The sequence below is a fragment of the Endozoicomonas gorgoniicola genome, assembly GCF_025562715.2.
Taxonomy (GTDB): Bacteria; Pseudomonadota; Gammaproteobacteria; order Pseudomonadales; family Endozoicomonadaceae; genus Endozoicomonas_A; species Endozoicomonas_A gorgoniicola.
In genome coordinates this window covers 363784-383255 of sequence record NZ_JAPFCC010000001.1, presented here as the reverse complement: position 1 = coordinate 383255, position 19472 = coordinate 363784, and the positions used below count along the sequence as shown (strand labels likewise).

General features: G+C 42.9%; 19 protein-coding genes and 3 pseudogenes. 14 read left to right on the top strand and 8 right to left on the bottom strand.

Annotation, left to right across the window (positions count from 1 at the left end; all coding sequences use genetic code 11):
* Positions 1–13: 13 nt before the first annotated feature.
* The 5 genes from NX722_RS01735 (at position 14) to NX722_RS01715 (ending at position 5912) form a co-directional block, all read left to right on the top strand.
* Positions 14–1072: a glycosyltransferase gene (locus NX722_RS01735; RefSeq protein WP_262566438.1), complete on the top strand. Its 1059-nt coding sequence runs from the start codon at positions 14–16 to the stop codon at positions 1070–1072.
* A gap of 3 nt (positions 1073–1075) precedes the next feature.
* Positions 1076–2026, top strand: a complete 951-nt coding sequence (locus tag NX722_RS01730; RefSeq protein ID WP_262566437.1) for a glycosyltransferase family 2 protein — start codon at positions 1076–1078, stop codon at positions 2024–2026.
* Positions 2023–3297 carry a hypothetical protein gene (locus NX722_RS01725; RefSeq protein WP_262566436.1) on the top strand — a complete coding sequence of 425 codons (1275 nt, stop codon included), beginning with the start codon at positions 2023–2025 and terminating at the stop codon, positions 3295–3297. The genes NX722_RS01730 and NX722_RS01725 overlap by 4 nt, the downstream gene beginning before the upstream one ends.
* Before the next feature lie 48 nt (positions 3298–3345).
* On the top strand, positions 3346–4461 hold the full coding sequence (locus tag NX722_RS01720; RefSeq protein WP_262566435.1) for a glycosyltransferase: 1116 nt from the start codon (positions 3346–3348) through the stop codon (positions 4459–4461).
* A 419-nt stretch (positions 4462–4880) separates the two neighbouring features.
* Entirely contained in the window at positions 4881–5912 is a 1032-nt protein-coding gene (locus NX722_RS01715; protein WP_262566434.1) for a sugar transferase, read from the top strand.
* Between the two features lie 66 nt (positions 5913–5978).
* On the opposite strand, the pseudogene tnpA reads toward NX722_RS01715, so the two are convergent.
* The 3 genes and pseudogenes from tnpA to NX722_RS01700 all read right to left on the bottom strand — a co-directional run.
* Positions 5979–6323 (bottom strand): annotated as a pseudogene (gene tnpA, locus NX722_RS01710) (IS200/IS605 family transposase); the annotation flags it as partial.
* 222 nt (positions 6324–6545) lie between these two features.
* Positions 6546–7946, bottom strand: a complete 1401-nt coding sequence (locus NX722_RS01705) for an IS1380 family transposase (RefSeq protein WP_262563762.1) — start codon at positions 7944–7946, stop codon at positions 6546–6548.
* Between the two features lie 98 nt (positions 7947–8044).
* Positions 8045–8134: pseudogene (locus NX722_RS01700) on the bottom strand (IS200/IS605 family transposase); the annotation flags it as partial.
* Between the two features lie 106 nt (positions 8135–8240).
* Here NX722_RS01700 and NX722_RS01695 point away from each other — a divergent pair.
* From NX722_RS01695 to NX722_RS01680, 4 genes and pseudogenes are all read left to right on the top strand, one after another.
* A pseudogene (locus NX722_RS01695) lies at positions 8241–8591 on the top strand (sugar transferase); the annotation flags it as partial.
* Positions 8592–8732: 141 nt separating this feature from the next.
* On the top strand, positions 8733–10190 hold the full coding sequence (locus NX722_RS01690; protein ID WP_262566433.1) for an O-antigen ligase family protein: 1458 nt from the start codon (positions 8733–8735) through the stop codon (positions 10188–10190).
* A complete protein-coding gene (locus tag NX722_RS01685; RefSeq protein WP_262566432.1) occupies positions 10190–10918 on the top strand; it encodes a tyrosine-protein phosphatase in 729 nt (242 codons plus the stop codon). The genes NX722_RS01690 and NX722_RS01685 overlap by 1 nt, the downstream gene beginning before the upstream one ends.
* Positions 10919–10921: 3 nt before the next feature.
* The gene (locus tag NX722_RS01680) at positions 10922–11620 is read left to right on the top strand and encodes a hypothetical protein (RefSeq protein WP_262566431.1); all 699 of its coding nucleotides are present in this window, start codon (positions 10922–10924) and stop codon (positions 11618–11620) included.
* Positions 11621–11658: 38 nt separating this feature from the next.
* Here the strand turns inward: NX722_RS01680 and NX722_RS01675 are convergent, their stop codons facing one another.
* A complete protein-coding gene (locus NX722_RS01675; RefSeq protein WP_262566430.1) occupies positions 11659–12228 on the bottom strand; it encodes an ATP-dependent zinc protease family protein in 570 nt (189 codons plus the stop codon).
* Positions 12229–12398: 170 nt separating this feature from the next.
* Between NX722_RS01675 and galU the strand changes: the two genes are divergently transcribed.
* Together galU and NX722_RS01665 are read left to right on the top strand one after the other, a co-directional pair.
* Positions 12399–13235 carry a UTP--glucose-1-phosphate uridylyltransferase GalU gene (gene galU, locus NX722_RS01670; protein WP_262566429.1) on the top strand — a complete coding sequence of 279 codons (837 nt, stop codon included), beginning with the start codon at positions 12399–12401 and terminating at the stop codon, positions 13233–13235.
* Between the two features lie 31 nt (positions 13236–13266).
* A complete protein-coding gene (locus NX722_RS01665) occupies positions 13267–13569 on the top strand; it encodes a hypothetical protein (protein ID WP_262566428.1) in 303 nt (100 codons plus the stop codon).
* A gap of 74 nt (positions 13570–13643) precedes the next feature.
* Here NX722_RS01665 and NX722_RS01660 read toward each other — a convergent pair whose 3' ends face one another.
* Positions 13644–14423, bottom strand: a complete 780-nt coding sequence (locus NX722_RS01660) for a hypothetical protein (RefSeq protein WP_262566427.1) — start codon at positions 14421–14423, stop codon at positions 13644–13646.
* A gap of 278 nt (positions 14424–14701) precedes the next feature.
* Here NX722_RS01660 and NX722_RS01655 point away from each other — a divergent pair, with 278 nt between their 5' ends.
* Positions 14702–15304, top strand: coding sequence for an OmpA family protein (locus tag NX722_RS01655; protein WP_262566426.1), 603 nt, complete (start codon positions 14702–14704; stop codon positions 15302–15304).
* An 82-nt stretch (positions 15305–15386) separates the two neighbouring features.
* Here the strand turns inward: NX722_RS01655 and NX722_RS01650 are convergent, their stop codons facing one another.
* Both NX722_RS01650 and NX722_RS01645 read right to left on the bottom strand, forming a co-directional pair.
* Positions 15387–16394, bottom strand: a complete 1008-nt coding sequence (locus NX722_RS01650) for a hypothetical protein (protein WP_262566425.1) — start codon at positions 16392–16394, stop codon at positions 15387–15389.
* Positions 16395–16608: 214 nt separating this feature from the next.
* The gene (locus NX722_RS01645; protein WP_262566424.1) at positions 16609–17097 is read right to left on the bottom strand and encodes a CBS domain-containing protein; all 489 of its coding nucleotides are present in this window, start codon (positions 17095–17097) and stop codon (positions 16609–16611) included.
* A gap of 218 nt (positions 17098–17315) precedes the next feature.
* Between NX722_RS01645 and NX722_RS01640 the strand changes: the two genes are divergently transcribed.
* Positions 17316–17741, top strand: coding sequence for a deaminase (locus NX722_RS01640; protein ID WP_262566423.1), 426 nt, complete (start codon positions 17316–17318; stop codon positions 17739–17741).
* A gap of 28 nt (positions 17742–17769) precedes the next feature.
* Positions 17770–18363 carry an NAD(P)H-dependent oxidoreductase gene (locus NX722_RS01635; protein ID WP_262566422.1) on the top strand — a complete coding sequence of 198 codons (594 nt, stop codon included), beginning with the start codon at positions 17770–17772 and terminating at the stop codon, positions 18361–18363.
* Here NX722_RS01635 and apbC read toward each other — a convergent pair.
* The gene (apbC, locus tag NX722_RS01630) at positions 18360–19454 is read right to left on the bottom strand and encodes an iron-sulfur cluster carrier protein ApbC (RefSeq protein WP_262566421.1); all 1095 of its coding nucleotides are present in this window, start codon (positions 19452–19454) and stop codon (positions 18360–18362) included. The two genes, NX722_RS01635 and apbC, sit on opposite strands and share 4 nt — an antisense overlap.
* Positions 19455–19472 lie beyond the last annotated feature (18 nt).

The following is a 19472-nucleotide window of genomic DNA, read 5'->3' as shown; positions in this document are numbered from 1 at the left end:
TGGTGATGTGAATATGAAGCTAATAACAGTAAATTCAAACAAGTCAACAACTATTGGAGGAGTTGAAGGCTTAATCCGTTTCATACAGTCTCTCGACATTGATTATAAAATGATTGAGCTTTTCTTTAGTATTGGAACAAAAGAAGTCTATCAAGAAAATAAAAATATTGACTATATTGATTATTCCATCAAAAACCACTCTGGTTTATTGAGTAAACTGGGTTTGAAAATTAATCAAATTAGGAAAATAAAATCATGTAGTGCTGGTGATGGTGCTGTTATCATTTTATTTCATCCTAATGATCTGCTCTATATGCCAGTGTCAATACTTAAGAGTTCAAAAATAATACTGGTTCAAACTAACCGTTTTGATATTTTTTTTAAGCCATTCTCAAAAATAATTATGGCACTGGTTAAAAAGTATATTAACTATGTGACGGTTTATACCAAAAAAGACAAAGCAGTTTTGACCGAAATGTACCCAGACTTGGGTAAAAAGATAAAGGTCATTCCACGAGGCTGTAGAATACAGAGCTGTGAAACTGTACGTACTTGTTCCAAAAAGTTGGTCACCGTAGCAAGGATTGATGAAGATCAAAAAGACTTCACTGCAATGCTTGATATTTTTTCGCGATTGCCCAAAGGGTACTCACTGGATATATATGGTGGTGGTAGTGCTGAAGAAATAGCTTCATTGCAGGAAAAAGTGGGCAAGGTACCAGGTGTACAATTTAAGGGAGAAGTGTCTGACGATCTTCCCAAAGTTTTACAGCAATATTCAGTATTTTTGATGACATCAAGGTATGAAGGATTTGGACAAACCCTGATAGAAGCAAGAAGCCAGGGATTACCAATTGTTGTTTTCGATAATTTTGATGCACTTAGTTTTATAGTTGAAAATGGATTTAATGGGTTTGCTATTCAAAACAATGACAGGCATGAATTTTCCAGAAAAATTTTAGAACTGTGTGAGAATGAGCATATTTATATGAATATGACACGAAATGCTTTAAGTAAAGCTCAGGAGACGAACCTGGATCTTGTTAATAGTTTATGGAAAGAGATTTTATAAAACATGATAAAATACTCTGTGATTGTACCCGTTTACAATACTCATAAAGAATTGGTAAATATTCTTGCATGGTTTGAGCGGGTTCAGGCTGAAAGGGCTGAGTATGATATTGAACTGGTTATAGTTGATGATGGTTCTGCTCAAAAGCTCAATAAAAAATTTGCTAGTAATATTCAATATTACTATAAAGAAAATGGTGGTGTATCAAGTGCTAGAAATTCTGGATTGAAAAAAGCAAAAGGCAGCTTTGTTCTATTCCTTGATTCGGATGATTCTTACACAGATGATATATTCACTGTACTTGATAATAAGCTGAAACTTCATAAAGACAGTAAAATTATTACATTTTCATTTATTAAAGCCCTTAATAAAAAAAATAAGATTATTAAAAACAAGCCAGGGCTATATGCGCAATCTGTTTTTTTGAAAAAATACTTCACAAAAGAAGTCAAGTTGCATATATGCGGTTTTGCTTTTAGTCGTGAATTTCTTTTAAAAGAAAACTTGTTGTTTGATGAAAAAATATCTCATAGTGAAGATATATTGTTTGTTGTGGAGACGCTGTTTAAAACAGACAATGTTTTAGTTATCGATAGCATTCTATTTACATATAACTGTAGAGAAAACTCAGCAATAAATTCACCGTTCGGTCATAAAGCATTAACGCATTTTGCTGCACTTGATTTTATTTCTCGAAATAAAAATACTGATAATGCAAAATATATTAATTTTTTTCTTATTACCTGCTATATCAATCTTCTTGTGTTTTTAATAAAAAACAAAACTAGAGATGAATTGACTATTGATATGTTTATCAAGTATAAAAAAATACTTAATGAGCGAGTTTATATTAATCTGTCCCGAGCATCCGTGATTGTGAACCTGTTTCGAATTATTCGATTTTTAGATGATAAGATGTATGGCTATTTCTTAAAAAAGGTAGCTTTAAGGTGAAATTTTTAAGACTTGCTTTTTATCTATTATGCCTTCTTATCCCCTTTGAAAACACTGCTTTACGTTCAGTTGCCGGTGTTTTTACAGCTCCCGGCGCAATTATTCTTATACCGGTCTTTTTATTGATAGCTGTAATTAACTTTAAACATATAGGTAGTTATGAAAAAAAAACTATTATCTACTTTTTGACTTTCTTTACCTATTCATTATTTGTATCGTTATTTTTCTCTTTTGACTATAACTACACCTTTGTTTTAGATAGAGGAGTAAGATTTCTCTTGCTGATTCTACCACCAGTAGTTGTCTTTCTAGCTGTACTTCGACAGAAGGAAGAAGTAACTAATTTTGGTGTTTTCTTAATTGCATTCGTTTGTTTATTATCTTTAGTAGTTAATCTAACTCTTCCTGATATTGTTAATACACAATCATTTATTCAGTTCCGCTCTGCGCTTTCACCGCATCGGCTACGGGGGTTTACCCTGGAGGCAAGTACATTTGGCTTTCAAATCACCCTGTCTCTGCTTATGCTCTTTATTGTTTTAAATATTAAGGTGTTCTATGTTATACCTTTGTTATTTATACTAGCTTCTATAACAGTATCTAAAGGCACACTGATTGCTCTTTTTCTGAGCTTTTCTTTTTGTCTTACTTTTGCTGTCAGACCTAAAGCTAAACCTGTTATTTTTGCATTTGTAGCTTGTGCTTTGCCATTATTATTTTCAAATTCTTTCTATGCCATGTTTGCAAGTGATATAGAAAATTACTCATCGGTTGCAACCCGTGGCACAATGTTTTTCACATCACTTATCATCCTATTTAAATACCCTTTTGGAACAGGTTTTTTTGGTTATTTACCTGCCATCTATGAAAATGGATTTAATGCTATTTCTCTATACCATAAAGTATTTCCTGAAAGAATGAACTTTAATGAAGTGATGAGCTATTTTGTTGTTGGTGCAACGGAAGGAATTTCAACAAAAACATTCTTTTTCGACTGGTTGATTTTTGCAGGCTTACCTTTTCTTTTTTTATTCTTCCGTTTTCATTTTCAATTATTCAGAATTTTTTCACGACACCGAAAATATAATGAAATTATATGCTTGAGTTTTCTTTCTATTTCACTTATGACGTTTGTTCCTATAGAAGGACGCTATATTGCACCTTTTGCTTACGCTTTCCTTTTTATGCGCAGTCAATCCTATTTAGAATTTGATGTTAATGAAAATATTGTGCAGAAAAGTAAATTTAAATCCCTTAGAGTTGTCTGGTAACTTTATTACCGTTTAGTTTTTCATATTTGTTGTTGGATGTTCTGAAAAATGAAAGTACTGCATGTATCGGAAACTTTGAAAGGTGGGATAGAAACCTACCTTTCTGAGCTTATTCCGCTTCAAACCAAGAAGGGCTATGAAGTCAATTTGATTTCACAGAAAAATAACATTAGAGGAATAAGGCAGTATAATTTTAAAAATAGAGGTCGCCTAACAAATCTTGTCTCATTACTCATTTTAAGTCTATTTTTTATTATCCGTGAAAGACCTGACGTTGTACATATACATAGTTCTTTTGCTGGTGTCATTCGACCATTTGTTTATCTTGCGAAAAGGCTTTTCTTTATAAAAATGAGAATAATTTATTGTTCTCACGGGTGGCCTTTTACTATCTCTCCAAATCAAGCTATAAACTTTACATATAAAGTAATAGAGCGTTTTTTATCATTTTTTTGTGACTGTATCATTTGTATATCAAGCGATGAGGCCAATCAAGCAATAAAGTTAGGAATAAATTCTAATAAGCTTTCAGTGATCCATAATGGTGTTTCTGACAGTAAAGCTATTAGTGATAATTCCGAAGAAAACGAAAATATTTTGAAATTACTTTTTGTTGGTAGGTTTGATCGTCAAAAAGGAATAGATGTTTTATTAGAGGCATTTGAGAAGAGTAAGCGTAGCGATATACAATTAAATCTTGTTGGTGATTTTGTGGTATCTAACTCTTCACTTCTGAAGGATGGCTATAAGCTCAATAAAAAAATTAAATGGTATGGTTGGTTAGATAGAAATGATATTGAAAATATATATTATGAATCTACAGCAACAGTTGTTTCATCTCGTTGGGAAGGTTTTGGACTTGTTGCAATCGAAAGCCTTCGTGCAGGTACCCCGATAATTTGTAGTGCAGTTGGAGGGCTACTGGATATTTGTCAACATGGCATAAATGGATATCAATTTAACCTTTCAGTTGATGAACTGACAAAAGTCATTGATAGCTTGGACAAGCACGCTCTTAATATAATGGGTAATGCAGCAAGGCAAACCTATCTCTCAAATTTCACTGCCGAAAAAATGTTCCAAAAAACAGATATTCTATACCATCCAGAACCAACCTTTGATCTATCTTCTGCTGATGCCAGCGGCACTGATTTAAGGTCGTAGTTTCAATGCTGTTGTAACACACGACGCAGCTCCCCACACCATGATTGGTTGACTTCTTGCAAAAGTAACCAAAAATCAGGAGAAGAGAACGGCTTGTGAATCTGGTTAATAGTTGTGATTCACAAACCTATGGTTAAAAAAATGCCTGTAAGTTTTCAGAAGCGAGGTTTAAGAATGAATTTTATAATGAGTTGCAAGGAGGCTCATTTAAAATCAATTAGTTTCGACGACAACTATGCTGACACAGGGGGGAATGCTACATTCAGTTGTGCGGGTGTTTTAATGTTTGCCTCTCCTGTTCTTTTACGTCATAAGTTCAATTACGCTCAAAAATAAAGCACTTCTTTCTATTTCCACATATTAATTTTTTCGCCAAGGGGGCGTATTATTTGCTGGAGGCAAATAATATATGATGCGTTATGAGTGAACTTTTATCTAAACGTTCTTTTATTCCGATTGTTTTATTTGTTCTGTCGGATCTTATATTAGCTATAAGCAGTGGTTTGATTGCTTATAACTTGCGCTTCGGTAACAATAACCCTGATGATTACTATCAGATGATTATGCTGGTGTTTGGTCTGTTATCGGTCATTTCCTTTGGTATTAATGGTGTACACGACATCTGGCGTGGCACAGCCTGGTATCAAAGAATCTGGAAGCTGTTTTTAAGCTGGGCTATGGCATTCGCAATGCTATTTGCCGTATTGGTGGCCTTTAAAATATCTGATAGTTATTCAAGAATCTGGCTTTCGTTTTGGATGGGTACGCACCTTGCATTAATCCTGTTAGTACGTGGATTGTTTTCAGTGAGTATTCGTCATTACCGTATGACGGAAGAGCATGCTAAATCAGTTTTGATTATTGGCCATGGTCGAAGCTATAAGAAAACAATTAAACAGTTCACCAAACCCAATGAAGATGGTTTTTTGATTAAAGATCAAATTGAATTTGAATCATTGGAACAGACACTGGTTGATTTGAAACAAAGGATTTATGAAGGTCAGCATTTTGATGGTTACTGGATTTGTCTGCCGTTAAAATACAGTGCAGCAGTACGGAATATTGTTCATGAACTAAGGCATGAGACAGGCAATATCCGCTTTATGCCGGGAATTCGAGATTTACCGCTGATAAATCATCAGGTGACGCCTATTGGCGGCATCTATTCTCTGGGTATCAGTATCAGCCCGATGGATGACTTCAATCGTTTTGTTAAACGGCTTGAAGATATCGTTCTTTCGAGCATCATTCTTGTTTTGATCAGTCCGGTTTGTCTGATGGTAGCTGCTGCCATTAAGCTGACATCCCCGGGACCCGTGTTATTTAAACAGTACCGTCACGGCAGGAACAAGAAAAAAATCAAAATTTATAAGTTCCGTTCAATGAAGGTACATAACGAAACCAATGGCAAAGTCACTCAGGCGACTAAAGGTGATAGCCGAGTTAACTGACCTCCGGCATAGCCGGAGGCTTATCAGATTACGCCCTCTAAGGGCTTTTATTGCGCCCAAGGGCGCTTACCAGTCAAGATCATACTGATCTCTATTTCCATCATTCTTTTCTTGATCTCGGATATATGCCCGAACCACTTCTTCATCAAGTCCTACTGTTGAGACAAAGTAACCTCTTGCCCAAAAATGCTCTCCGTTAAAGTTACGCTGCTTGCCTTTGAAATTTTTCGCAATCTCTATTGCACACTTTCCTTTCAGATATCCAACGACATGAGATACCGGATATTTGGGTGGAATACTGATGCACATGTGAACATGATCAGACATCAAATGCCCTTCGAGAATTTTGCAGCCTTTCCTTCTGGCAAGCTCATGAAATATTTCTCCGAGAAACTTTCTCAAATTCCCATAGCCCGAATATTTCATAAATGAGCAACAAGTTCCGGAAAAAACATCCCATTCTGATTTTTTCGGAGGTCTGTTGCTCTACTGTCCATGAAAAAGGTATTACAACCCGAACTCACCATTAATTCGGATGTTTTTTGATCAGCACCTGCTTTTTCAGGACAACAGAATTCCCCAACACTCTTTCTGTTGGTCGCTATTTTATTCTGATTGAGTTTATGAAGCTGACTATCCCGGTCGAGGCAGCGGCATTGAATAAAAGACTTCGGTTATATGCTGCAAAAGCCCTTTTATTGGACAGCTGCGGGGCAAGTGAAGTTTGATTCGGTCTTTATACTCAACCACTTTAACCGCGACCTTACAAAGTTTTGTGATCACGGTTGATGGCTGTGCCTTTTCCAGCTCCGTACCTTTCAGTGCCTTGGTTCTCAGCTCATAGTGAAGAACATAAGCAGCGCAGGCGTAAAACATTCTCAGGTGATTTGCCAGAAAGCCTTGATCTGACAAGCGATCACCGGACAAATCACTTTTCAGATGCTTAATGAAGTTCTCATCCTGCCCTCTGGGACAATAAAGGTCTTCATATATTTCCTCGGGGGAAGCCTCCATCATCGAAGTCACAATAAAGCGGGGATTGTCGCCTTTCTGGTTGACCTCTGCCTTATAGATTATCCGGGTGTCCAGCCCTTTCCAGCTTTTTGCCTGATAGTCCGTTTCTCCGTAGAGCCTGAGTCGCTCAGGCTCTGGCATGTTGTTCAGTTTTGCCAGCCCGGTTTTAACGTCGAGAGCTTTCCGCGCTTCATCCAGCAACTCTTTGGCTTTAGGTCGCAAGGCCGTCTTGTGTCCTGCGCCTTTTCCCAGCACGTAGTCGGAGTGAGGGTCATCCTGAACAACCTGCATTAACTCTGGTTGGGCAAAGTGGCTATCCCCACGAACCAGTAAATGGGTTTTCGGCCATCTTGTACGGATCAGCTTAATGAGGCGCTGGAGAATAGCTGCATTCTCTCGGCCTGTGGGTGTTTTTCCAGGACGCAGGATCGAAGTGATCAGCTTGCCGCTGAGCCCCTCAAAGATCATTAAGGGCAAGTAACAGTAGTCTTGATATTTGGCGTTGAACAGGTTCATCTGCTGGCCGCCATGGGTGATAGCAGGCGTATGATCCAGGTCGATAATGATGGCTAATGGCGGGTATTCATAACTGCTGATGAAGTGATCAGCCAGTGCTTTGGTCATATTATAAATATCCCGTTTGGTCATGGACTGACCAAGCCTTGTATACGTTGGAGCGGAAGCCAGATGGTTATCATCGTCCAGTGGGTTTCTTCCATTGGCAAGCTTAAAGATTGGGTCTTTACGCAGATGGTTGCTGTCGTTTGCATCTTCATAACCACAGGCCATTTGCAAAACTCTTTGGGCAATGAGTTCTTGCAGGGTGTGGTCGATGTAGGATTGATGACGTTTATCGTCAATGCCGTCAGTCAGCCTGGATATGATACCGCTGTGAAGCATTGTTTCACGTAGCATCAGGGCGCCAAAATCAGAGGATAATTCTCCGCCATTGAAGTCTGCCCGGATAGTTTTTCCGTTGGAGGGGTGAAAACGAAGCTGTTCTTGTGTAAATTTGTTCATGGCAAGTTCCGGTTTGCTTCTTCCGAAGCATTTTTTTGGTCGACCCAATTATATCAAGTGATTGGGCGGAACTTGCCTCTTTTTATGAAATATCCGGGATAGATTACCTTTCGTCTTCTCTTTGGGATAAAGACAATATGGTACTTACAATCCCAACGCGTATGAGCCAAACTCTTGTAGTCTCTCATTGGTTTTACCTTCAATTTTCTTGGTCGGAAACTGAAGGTTAGCTACTGTCGCTACGGTTAAACCTATGAGAGTCTCCCCGGCATAGCCGGGGGTTTATCAGTGTTAATTACAAAAGTGGGGGCGTTTCTTCGCCGCACCAGTCTGGATGAGCTGCCTCAGTTCTTTAATGTGCTTCAGGGGCGAATGTCGATTGTTGGTCCACGCCCTCATGCGCTGGCTCATAACGAAGAGTATAAAGAGCTGGTTCAATCTTATATGAAACGCCACAAAATCAAGCCAGGCATTACGGGTTTGGCTCAGGTGAAGGGCTATAGAGGTGAAACCGATACCCTGGACAAAATGGAAAAGCGAGTAGAGTACGACCTCAAGTATATGAATGAATGGTCTCTGTGGCTCGATATCAAAATTGTTTTTCTTACGGTATTTAAAGGTTTTGTCGGGAATACGGCTTATTAATCTTTAAAGCGCAGAGCCTTGAAGCGGCAAATCTTCATTGGAAAGCATTGCTTTTCTTAGAGGCTTTATACCTTTTTGTTAAACAGACGAATTATATGATTTTTTTCCCGAAGAAACTTTTAGCCGAGTGGGCCGGATTTTATGCCAAACAGACAGCCTGAGGATAAAGCTGGAGTAATATTCTGTTGCCTGTTTGCTCTACTGTTCTGGCTGCCCATTCCCTTTGGCAGCAAGCCTGAATGGGCAATGATTTTGTTTTCATTCCTGGCGGTTACTCTTAGCCTTGGATGGGGGCTTTCTCTTGTTGTGAAAGGTTTCCGGTTGGGTTCTGTTTTTTTAAAAGGGTTACATTTTCACGTTGGTTTTTTGTTAATTATTTTCTGGCTCTGGCTGCAGCAGTGTCCTTTGCCTGCTGACTGGGTGGAGTGGCTTTCTCCAAAAGCTTTTGCATCTTATACCAATGCTTCCCTTTTGATCGGTGAGCCATTGCCAGCGAAAATCCCTTTATCACTTGATCCATATAATACCCGGTTAGCTTACTGGCTTACTTTGGGATACTGGTTATTGTTTTCATTGGTTTTGGGGGTTGTTAAATCTCAACAACAGTTAAGAGCCCTGGCGTGGGCGCTGATCGCTGCCGGTGCGTTTCAGGCATCTGTGGGGGCGTTCAGTATTTTATCCGGGCTTGAAACGCTCTTACTTAGTGATAAAAAGAGCTATCTGGGTGTTGCTACAGGCACCTTTGTGAATCGAAACAGTTTTGCCGGATTCCTTGAAATGATACTGGCGATTGGTATTGGTTTGCAGATAAGTGGGTTGGGTAAATCGGGGCGAATTCCCTTTAAAGATCGACTGGTTAAGTTTCTGACGACGTTGCTCAGCAACAAAGTGCTGTTGAGAACCTGTCTTGCCGTTATGGTGATAGGTATGGTGATGTCACGTTCCCGAATGGGGAATGCAGCCTTTTTTGCCAGCCTTGTAATCACCGGATTTTTGTATGTTTTTTGCCGGCGTCGTTTAACGAAAGGTGTGGCTTTTCTGTTTATCAGCTTGCTTGCGGTTGATGTTGCCATTGTCAGTCAGTGGTTTGGTCTTGAGCAGGTGATAGATCGTCTTGAGCAAACCTCTCTTGATCATGAGTCCCGCCCTAATGTTGCTCAGCTGACTGTTGATATTATTCGGGACTATCCTTTAACCGGAACAGGAGGCGGCACTTATTATACGGCGTTGACTGAGTACCATGATGGCTCATGGCGTGGCTTTTATGATCTCGCCCATATTGATTTATTGCAGTTTCCAGCTGAGTTTGGATTACCTGCCTACGGTATTTTGATTGCAATGGTTTTGCTGGCTTTGTGGCATGGATTTCAGGCGATGCGACATAGAAAGAACCCTCTGATGACAGGGATAGGCTTTGGATCTTTTATGGGGATTGTTGCCATTCTGATTCATTCCACCGTAGATTTTAATCTTCAGATACCCGCCAACGGTGCTTATTTTGTTGTTCTTATGGCTCTGGCTGTTCATGCCCGTTATCTGCCATCGCAGCGTTTTCGGCTTGAAGTCACAAAGCCTGAAAGATGTCAGGAAAGCGCTTAATGATCGATATACATAATCATATTTTGCCCGGTCTGGATGATGGAGCTAAAACCATCGAAGACGCTCTATTGCTATTGCATCTTGCAGTGGAAGATTCCGTTACCCATTTAGTATGCACTCCTCATATTCATCCGGGTCGTTATAACAATACTTTGTCGGTTATTTCCAAAGCATTTGGTGAGTTTTGTCGTCTTCCTGAAGTCAAACGTCTGCCCATTAAGCTGGCAATGGCGGCTGAGGTGAGATTGTCGGATGAAATTCTATTGCTGCATCGGCAAAATCAATTGCCCTATATTGGTGAATGGCGAGGGTCAAAGGTTTTGTTGTTGGAGCTTCCCCATGATCGATTACCAATGGGACTGATCAGTTTGATGAACTGGATGAAGCAACAAGGCATAACACCATTAATTGCTCATCCGGAGCGTAATCGGGAACTGATGCGGCGGCCTGAAATGGCCATTCAGTTGTCTGAACAAGGAGCGCTGTTTCAGGCCACAGCCGCATCGACCACCGGACAATTCGGTGATAATGCGAAAACTTTATCGCACTGGTTGTTAGAGAGAAATTTAGTCGATTTTGTTGCCTCGGACGCGCACCACCCGGTTAATCGCCCTTCTTCGATGATGAACGCATACGAGGTTTTATCTACAACGTATGGACATTCTGTTGCCGAAACCTTGTGTCGTGAGAATCCGGCTTTGCTAACTCATACTTTATTTAATGGATAAGTGATGCCTGCCCAAAAAATAAGCTTATCAATAAAGCAGCGCCTGTTGATTTTACCCATACTCGTTGTATTAGCTTTTCAAGCCAGGTCTTTGTTTCAGGAAGGTCTTGGTTATCTCTATAGTCAGCAAACTATTGGCTTCTTGAATTTCTGGCATCAGGAAACGCTCAATAAAGAATGGAATGGCAGAATTCAACCGGCAAATTACACAAAGGCTGTTGAGGGTGCTGAAAGAGCGCTGAAGTATTCAGCAGGCAACCCTCTGTTCGCTTTACAGTTAGCACGAATCTTTGATCGTCAGGCTGTTTATGATGAATCATCTGCTCAGGATTCTCTAAATATTTATCGGGAGCTGATGATGTTTCGTCCTGCATGGCCTTATTATCGAGTTGATTTTGCCGTGGCAAAGGCCAGATCTGGCGAGCTTGATGCTGAATTTGAGCTGGCTCTGAAAGAAGCTATGCGGCTGGGACCGTGGGAAAAAGACGTGTTAGATAAGGTTGCCCGGCTAGGCTGGCTTTACCGTCCGGGCCTTAATCCCTCATTGCAGCAGCAAGTTGATATGAATCTTGCGCGTTATGTATCCGCTTATCCCTGGGATGTTATTCGCTGGGGAGAGCAGGAAGGGCATCTGCCGCAGCTGTGTTTGTTATTTGCTGCACTTGCCAGACTGGGCTCTTGTCGTCGATACCTGACCCGTTAGCAATTGATTGTTGAATTTTCTATGGAGCTGGATTGATCTTATCGGTCAGCAAGACTCATACAGAGCGGACGGTTAGCAATGTTCTGCTTGCTAACATCAACCACTGCGCGATCCCTTAAAAAACTTCTGCCCAGTAAAACCGGGTACTTAAACGCCTGACGGTTCATTAAATAAAATTCGCTGGTTCCCGCTAAGTTTCCAACCTGAACCGGTAAAGTGACAACCATTCGTTTTATTGCACTCCCATGGTGTGTTTTGACCCGGGCGTAACGGGTCAAAGGGCGTTGGACGGTCTTCCACTGACCCGTTTGATCATCTTTTATTTCAAACCTTACCGTTGATGAACCCGCTATATTCTCCTGAGTCACGATGTTTCTTGCATGGATTGCAGAGTGAGTGGCTCCTGTATCCAGAAGTGCTTTAGATAATATTTGGGGGGAGCCTGGTGAGTTAATGGCTACAAATTCAACTAAACCGAGAACTTTTATCTCGTAGTTACTGTTACAGGTTGTTCCGCTTGCCGATAGATCAGAGCTGAATTGCGTCAACCACAAACAGAAACAAAGGCTTAGGGATTTGAATAAATGATTAATGTGAGGAAACAACATACTTCTTCCTTAAAGTACAACTTATTCATTTATTTATAGTCCTTACTCTGATGTTTTTTCATACGACTGGCTGTTAATGACACAATTCCTGATGGATGATTATTCGCCCACTTTCTGTGTCAAAGAAATGCCTTTTTTTATATACCTTTTATATACCAAGAGTTTTTTAAATGATTAAAAAGTGCCTGTTTCCTGCCGCAGGTTATGGAACCCGTTTTCTTCCTGCCACTAAATCAATGCCGAAAGAGATGATGCCAATAGTGAGTAAACCTCTGATTGAGTATGGGGTTGAAGAGGCTCTGGAAGCCGGAATGTCTGATATCTGCATTGTGACCGGGCGAGGCAAAAGAGCTCTGGAAGATCATTTCGATGTGAACTACGAGCTGGAACAGCAAATCTCCGGAACCTCAAAGGAAGGGTTGTTGGATAATATTCGTCAACTGATTGATCAATGCACCTTCTCTTATACCCGGCAGCATGAGATGAAAGGGTTGGGGCATGCTATTCAGACCGGAAAAGCGCTGGTGGGTGATCAACCGTTTGGTGTCGTTCTTGCTGATGATCTTTGTATTAATACTGAAGGCCATGGCGTTCTTTCTCAGATGGCTCAACTTTATAAGCAGTTCCGTTGCAGCATTATTGCAGTGCAAGAGGTTCCTGAAGATGAAGTCCACAAATATGGTGTGATTGCGGGACAGGCCATCTCCGACGATATTGTCCGTGTTGAGCATATGGTGGAGAAGCCATCAAAGGAAAATGCGCCAAGTAACCTGGCCATTATAGGTCGCTACATTTTGACTCCCGATGTTTTTGATCTGATCGCTGATACCGAGCCAGGTAAAGGAGGTGAGATTCAGATCACTGACGCTCTGATGAAACAGGCGCAAAGAGGCTGTGTTTTAGCGTATAAATTCAAAGGTAAGCGCTTTGACTGTGGCAGCATTGATGGTTTTATTGAAGCCACTAACTATTGCTATGACCGCCAGTGTATAGAGCAGAGCGTATAGAAGTGCTAGAAAGAAAATGTAATCCATAAAAATGATTAATAATATAATTTCCTTACAGAGCCTCAATACATTTGCCCTTGCATTCAATTCAATGAGCCTGAAGGACTTCGTTCTCTTCAGGCATATTGTTGATCGGGAAGGGATAACCTGCGACCAGTTGGTTGAAGTAACAGGATACGATGAGAGAAATATTCAGTCTGCCCTGCGAAAACTCACAGGTAGCCGCCTTGCAGCAAAAAATACCCGTTATCAGCTGGTTAAAGAAGCGCCTGTTTCTGATGGGAGAGGGTATTTTCTGACAGGCAAAGGGCGTGAGTTTATCAGGCTCACCTAAGGGAAGCGGCAATAGAAAATTTACCAAACCTTTGTCATTCCCACGAAAGTGGGAATCCACCACAAACAGTGGGTTTACGATGATTTTGCCATGCCTAACAGGGCGGGTACCTGTTGATCATTGAACTGCCGCACCACATATTTGGCTGCGTCCATTCCCTTCATGACTTTGTCTGTCAGATACAAATTTTTTTCAAAATTTGGGTTGACCGCCAGCCAGAGGCGGGTGAGGGTATGGGGCCACGCACCGTGACAGTTATCAATCCCATTCACTTGCGTCCCCATCGCCCACACTATACCAACAATGTAACACCCGGGAATGTAACTCGGAAAATTGACTTCAAAAATATCTCTTAAAACAGGGTACTGCACAACAATTGGTTCCCACGGTCTGGGTGAAGGTATGGCAAATCCCTTGAAGCCATTAGCGTCAATAAGATAAACAAAGCCTGAATTGCCGTACGAGGGAAAAGGAGCGTTACGTGAAGCTCGAGTACTGTAGCTGGTACAAACGTGGGCACAAATACTGGTTGAAATACCATAATGATCGGTAATTCCACCCTTGGCGCCTATCGTTTTCTTCACATGAGTCATCTCACTTCCCGAAGTGATCTGCAACTCAAAACCCCGATCAAAAATAAGCATCGGCGGTCTGGCATCGCCACGAAACACATAGCCGGAAAAATAAGAAGGTTCAACATCCACCAAAACAGCATCTGAAGGTCCGGGGCTATCGGAACACCAACTCTTGGGCGTGAAACAGGCTCCGGCCATCATGGTGGTATTGAGAAAGCTGCCAGGATTGGTCAGCTGGAGAACATTAGAGGGGTGGGTCAGACTCTCAAGAGTTAGCATTTTTACCTCTATTTATAGGCAAGCACGCAGTCTGGTCAGTTTTCAGCAGAATTCATTAAGGATATCGGTAAAGCCTAGCTCAGATTCGCCATCAATATTCTCTGAGTAAGTCAAAAATCCAGCATCGTCCGGAAAGTTTGCCTGCCTTCCCTTTCATTTGCTGGCAAAACACCCCTTTTCCACCGCCAGAAACCCCGCGCCTATACTCTCCTCAAAAGCACCAGAAGCGTTTTCCGCTCACAGGTGTCACGACATAAAACCATGGATGGAGAAGTACCATGACAATCAGGAAGCTGAAGCTCAGCGCCATCATACTTGCCCTGCTGTTCACAACGGGCTGCGCCTCAACCTCAAACCAGCAACACACTTCTGCACCTTCCCAGCACTGGGCTGTCTGTGCCGCTAAAGGGGGGGCTGTGTTAGGTGTTCCGGCTGCGGCCTATAGCTGGGCTACCGGTGGTGCAGCTTTTGTTACCGGCGCAGTAATTTCCGGAACCGCATGCGCCCTGGCTGACCCGGTTACAGACGACGTGTTTGAGATACCCAACCAGGATAGTCTGGACACTCTGTACTTCGCCTTTAATTCGACGGCTGTACAGGCGATGGGTGAGCAAAAGCTAAATGAGCTTTTGACGCAGATAAGCGATGATAGTCGTATTATTATTACGGGTCATGCCTGCGCCATTGGCACTAGAACTTTCAATCAGGATCTCTCAGAACGTCGGGCTATGGCCATAAAAAACTGGCTGATAAATCACGGCGTACCAGAAGAACATATTAAAACCCTGGGCAGAGGTGAAAGTGAACCCGTAAGGGGCAATGAAACGGAGGTAATGCGGCGGGAAAACCGCAGGGCAGTGATTAGAGTTACTCAGAGATAAGATAAAACCGGGCTTGCATCCACGAATTTGCCTGACAATCTCATCAGACAGATCGGAATATGACTTCGTCAACGGTCTTCAGTTACCACCATGAGTAGTAAAGAATAAAAGCACTCAAAACAGTGCAAATGCAAAAAAAGAGCAACCCGTAGCCATCCTGCGGGTTACTCATTTCACTTTCCAGATCCTGGTCTTGCTCTTCCTGCTCTTCCTGCTCTTCCTGCTCTTCTTGATCATCCTGAACGGTACTTAATAATCCCATCTGACTGTATGTAAAAGAACTACCTGAAAGGGGCTCCCGGTTTATAAAAGGTATAATTCTGGATTCATCAGCAAAAGGTAGCGGCATTCGCGCTACTGAATGTTCTGTTAACGGAGGAGCCGGTATGTTATTGAAAGCCACATCTCTGAGAGGGGTGACCGTAACCCTCAGATTTTCTAAGCGTTCCAGTTCCCAAAGCGTGAGACCATTTGAGCCAGGAGTTCGTAACCAACGCCCCCCGGAAGCTTGATATACCTGACTATCCATTGCCACACCGGAGGATAAGGCCTCATCAATGAAAGACAGTACCTCGTGGTTGAAAACTGTAACAGCGATTCGACCATAATGCGAAATAGTAGCAACAGTGGCAAACGTATCAGAATGAGTATCCTGAAAGTCAAAATCAACGAATTCGCCTCTCTGATTACGCAGACACAATTCAACTCCGCTATAAAAAGAACCAGTCACCTCAGGGAAAACGACCCGAAGAAGATGTTGCTCGGGGCTAAAGATCCTTAGCCTGGGACTGGTTTGCTCGTTTGCTAAAGACTGCAGGTGTAGAGCAAGTGATATGCAAGCCGGGATGTTATCGATTCTGTAATCAGTGTCAATATCAGCAGGAATAGAATCAAAATAAAGGTGAGGAGTAATATTATGAGGAACTATTTCCAGTTCAGGTTTTGTATTGATGTTGTTCGAATGACAGCGTTCAGTACTGCACCGCATTATCAAATGTTTACATATCCTTTTTTCATAGCCATACGCCGGGCTGTCACTTAATAATAAAAAAAACAGTAACACCAAACAGCATCGATGAAAAACAAACATAAAAAAGTTACTTATTCTTTATTGCAGTGAAGTCTATATTAATCTTACATTTTTCCAACCCTCAGTATTACTCGCCACTAACTATTAACCCAACGAGTTAACCCAACGAGTAGCCTTTGTTAGAGAACACGCGAATCTCTGTTTTATGACACCTTGGTCTCATAAAACAGAAAGTCACCTTAAAGCAATTTTTCAAGTGGTAAAGCCCCCTTCTTCAGTCGGTCATTACCTTCAGAATATCCAGCACACTGATAATGCCTTTCAGCTTTCGGCCTTCCGTCACCAGAACCCGGTGAATCCTGCCTCTTACCATGGCTTCTGCCACTTTCACCAGCGGAGTATCTGGCTCCACCTCAAACACCATTGGGGTCATTATGTCGTTAACCAGAACACTCTGGTCGATACTTTCATGGAAAGACTGCATATCTTCTTCCGACAGCTCAGCGTCCAGCATAGAACTGTAGAAATCTTCATCACGACACTTCATATCCACCAGGCCGCTGCCTGCCTGACGCACAATATCTGACAAGGTTACCACGCCTACCAGACGACGGGATTCATCAACAACCGGCGCACCTGAAATCCCCTTGTCGGTAAAAAACCTTGCCAGACGGTCAACCGTCCAGTCGTAGGGAACACTAATCACCTTATGAGTCATGATCTGCGCAGCGGTGACAGACTGCAGAGAATAGTCCTGATTCATGGCTTGGCCTCCTGCTTAAGCGTCTGGGTGTGACTACAGTATGGACGATTTCTGGAAACCACTATTGTGACCTGGATCAATATAACTCACCCCGAACTGGTCTGCTTCTTGCTGAATGATCGACCTTAACGGAGCCTGCCTGTCAGCAAAGCCTTATGTGTCGTCTTTAATGCTGCTAAAGTACGGTGATCCACCGATTATTCAAACCAGATCTGTTTATGAGTGATACTGTTTATCTTGAGATGGCACGATCGCTGTCCAAACTGTCAAAGTGTGTGCGCCTGCAGGTAGGCTGTCTGCTGGTGAAAGACGGGCGGGTACTGTCTACCGGAGTGAATGGCACACCGTCTGGCTACATCAACTGCAATGAAGCCGACTATGAAGAGCACCATTACTGGTCACTGCGTCACGAAATCCATGCAGAACTGAATGCGGTGATCTGGGCTGCCCGCTGCGGCACTGCTATTGAAGGGGCAACCGCCTATGTCACCCACAGCCCCTGTGACCAGTGTACCAAGAACCTGCTGGCTGCTGGCATTAAACGCATTGTTTATGACGAACAGTACGACCGTAATCCTCAGGAAGAACTCTCCCAGTTCTGCCGTGAAAATGGTGTGACCATTGAGCAGATTCCCCTTAGCTGATTCACCGGGTTCATACCGAATTTAAAAAATGACACCAAAGAAGACACTGGTGGTATACGCCCACCCGAACCCTGAAAGCTTTAACGCTGCCATTAAAGCGCAGGTAGAAAGCACCCTGAAAGAAGCTGGCCATGAGGTTAATGTGCTGGATCTGTATCAGGAGAACTTTACTGCAGCCATGAGCAAGGATGAGCGCCTGCGCTATACAACCAGCGATAACACCACTGGCATTGAGCAGGAAGTCTGCCGACTGCGCTGGGCTGAAGCCCTGGTGCTGGTCTATCCCACCTGGTGGTCGGGACCACCCGCTATTCTTAAAGGCTGGCTGGACAGGGTCTGGCTGCCGGGCATTGCAGCAAAGTTTAATGGCGGTGTCGTAGAACCGGGGCTGACAAAGATACGAACCGTTGTGGTGATTACCACTCAGGGTTCGTCCTGGTGGCGCATGAAACTGATCGGAAATCCACCCAGAAAGATGCTGAAGCTCAGTCTCCGGGCGTGTACCCGCTTTCGTCGGTTCCACTGGCTGGCACTGTACAGAATGGACAAGAATACCCAACAGCAGCGGGAGCAGTTTTTACAGAAAGTAAAAACCAGACTCCCGAAACTGCTCAGTCGTTAATCGTCTGAGAACGAGATAGTTGGTGCGGCTGCAGCCTGACTGTTCTTCAGGGACAGTTCTGCGGCCACCCTGCGCGCCATATCCCTGTAGATCATAGTGATCTGGGAATCCGGCTCAGCAACCACCGTTGGCGTGCCGCTATCGACCTGTTCACGAATCATCATGGACAGAGGCAGTGCGCCCAGCAGATCGACGCCGAACTGTTCGGCAATACGAGTGCCACCGCCTTCACCAAACAGATGCTCACTGTGACCGCAGTTGGAACAGATATGGACTGCCATATTCTCAACCACGCCCAACACCGGAATGTTGACCTTGTTAAACATCTCGATACCTTTTTTAGCATCGATCAGAGCAAGATCCTGAGGCGTGGTCACCACCACACTGCCGGTAACAGGAACCTTCTGCGCCAGTGTCAGCTGAATATCGCCGGTACCCGGTGGCATATCAATCACCAGGTAATCCAGGTTGTTCCACACGGTCTGGGTCAACAACTGCTGCAAAGCGCCACTCACCATGGGACCACGCCAGACCACCGGTGTATCTTCAGTAATCAGGAACGCCATAGACATAGCCTCCAGACCATGAGCCTGAATCGGTATAAAGAATTTTTCATTCTTCACTTCAGGCCGGGTGCCATCGGCAATACCCAGCATCATTCCAACACTTGGGCCGTAAATATCGGCATCAAGAATACCCACTCTGGCACCTTCAGCCGCCAACGCCAGTGCCAGGTTAGCCGCCGTCGTAGACTTACCCACGCCGCCTTTGCCGGAAGCCACAGCAATAATATTTTTCACATTGGAAAAGGCTTCCAGCTCTCCCTGAACCGGTGCAGAGGCAACACGCCAGCTGACGCTGACACTACAGCCTTCAACGCCGTCAACATTATTGATTTTGGTACGCAGCAGTTCCGCCACACCATTGACCAAGCCGTCTGCCGGATAGCCCAGCTCGACGGAGAGCTGAACTTTTCCCCCGTCAATCTCAAGGGATTTCACACAACCGGCAGAGAGTAGATCCTGTTTTAAATAAGGATCCTGGTAAGACTGGATCGCAGTTTCAATCACAGCACGACTGGGAGAACTCATAAACACCTGACTCCAGAG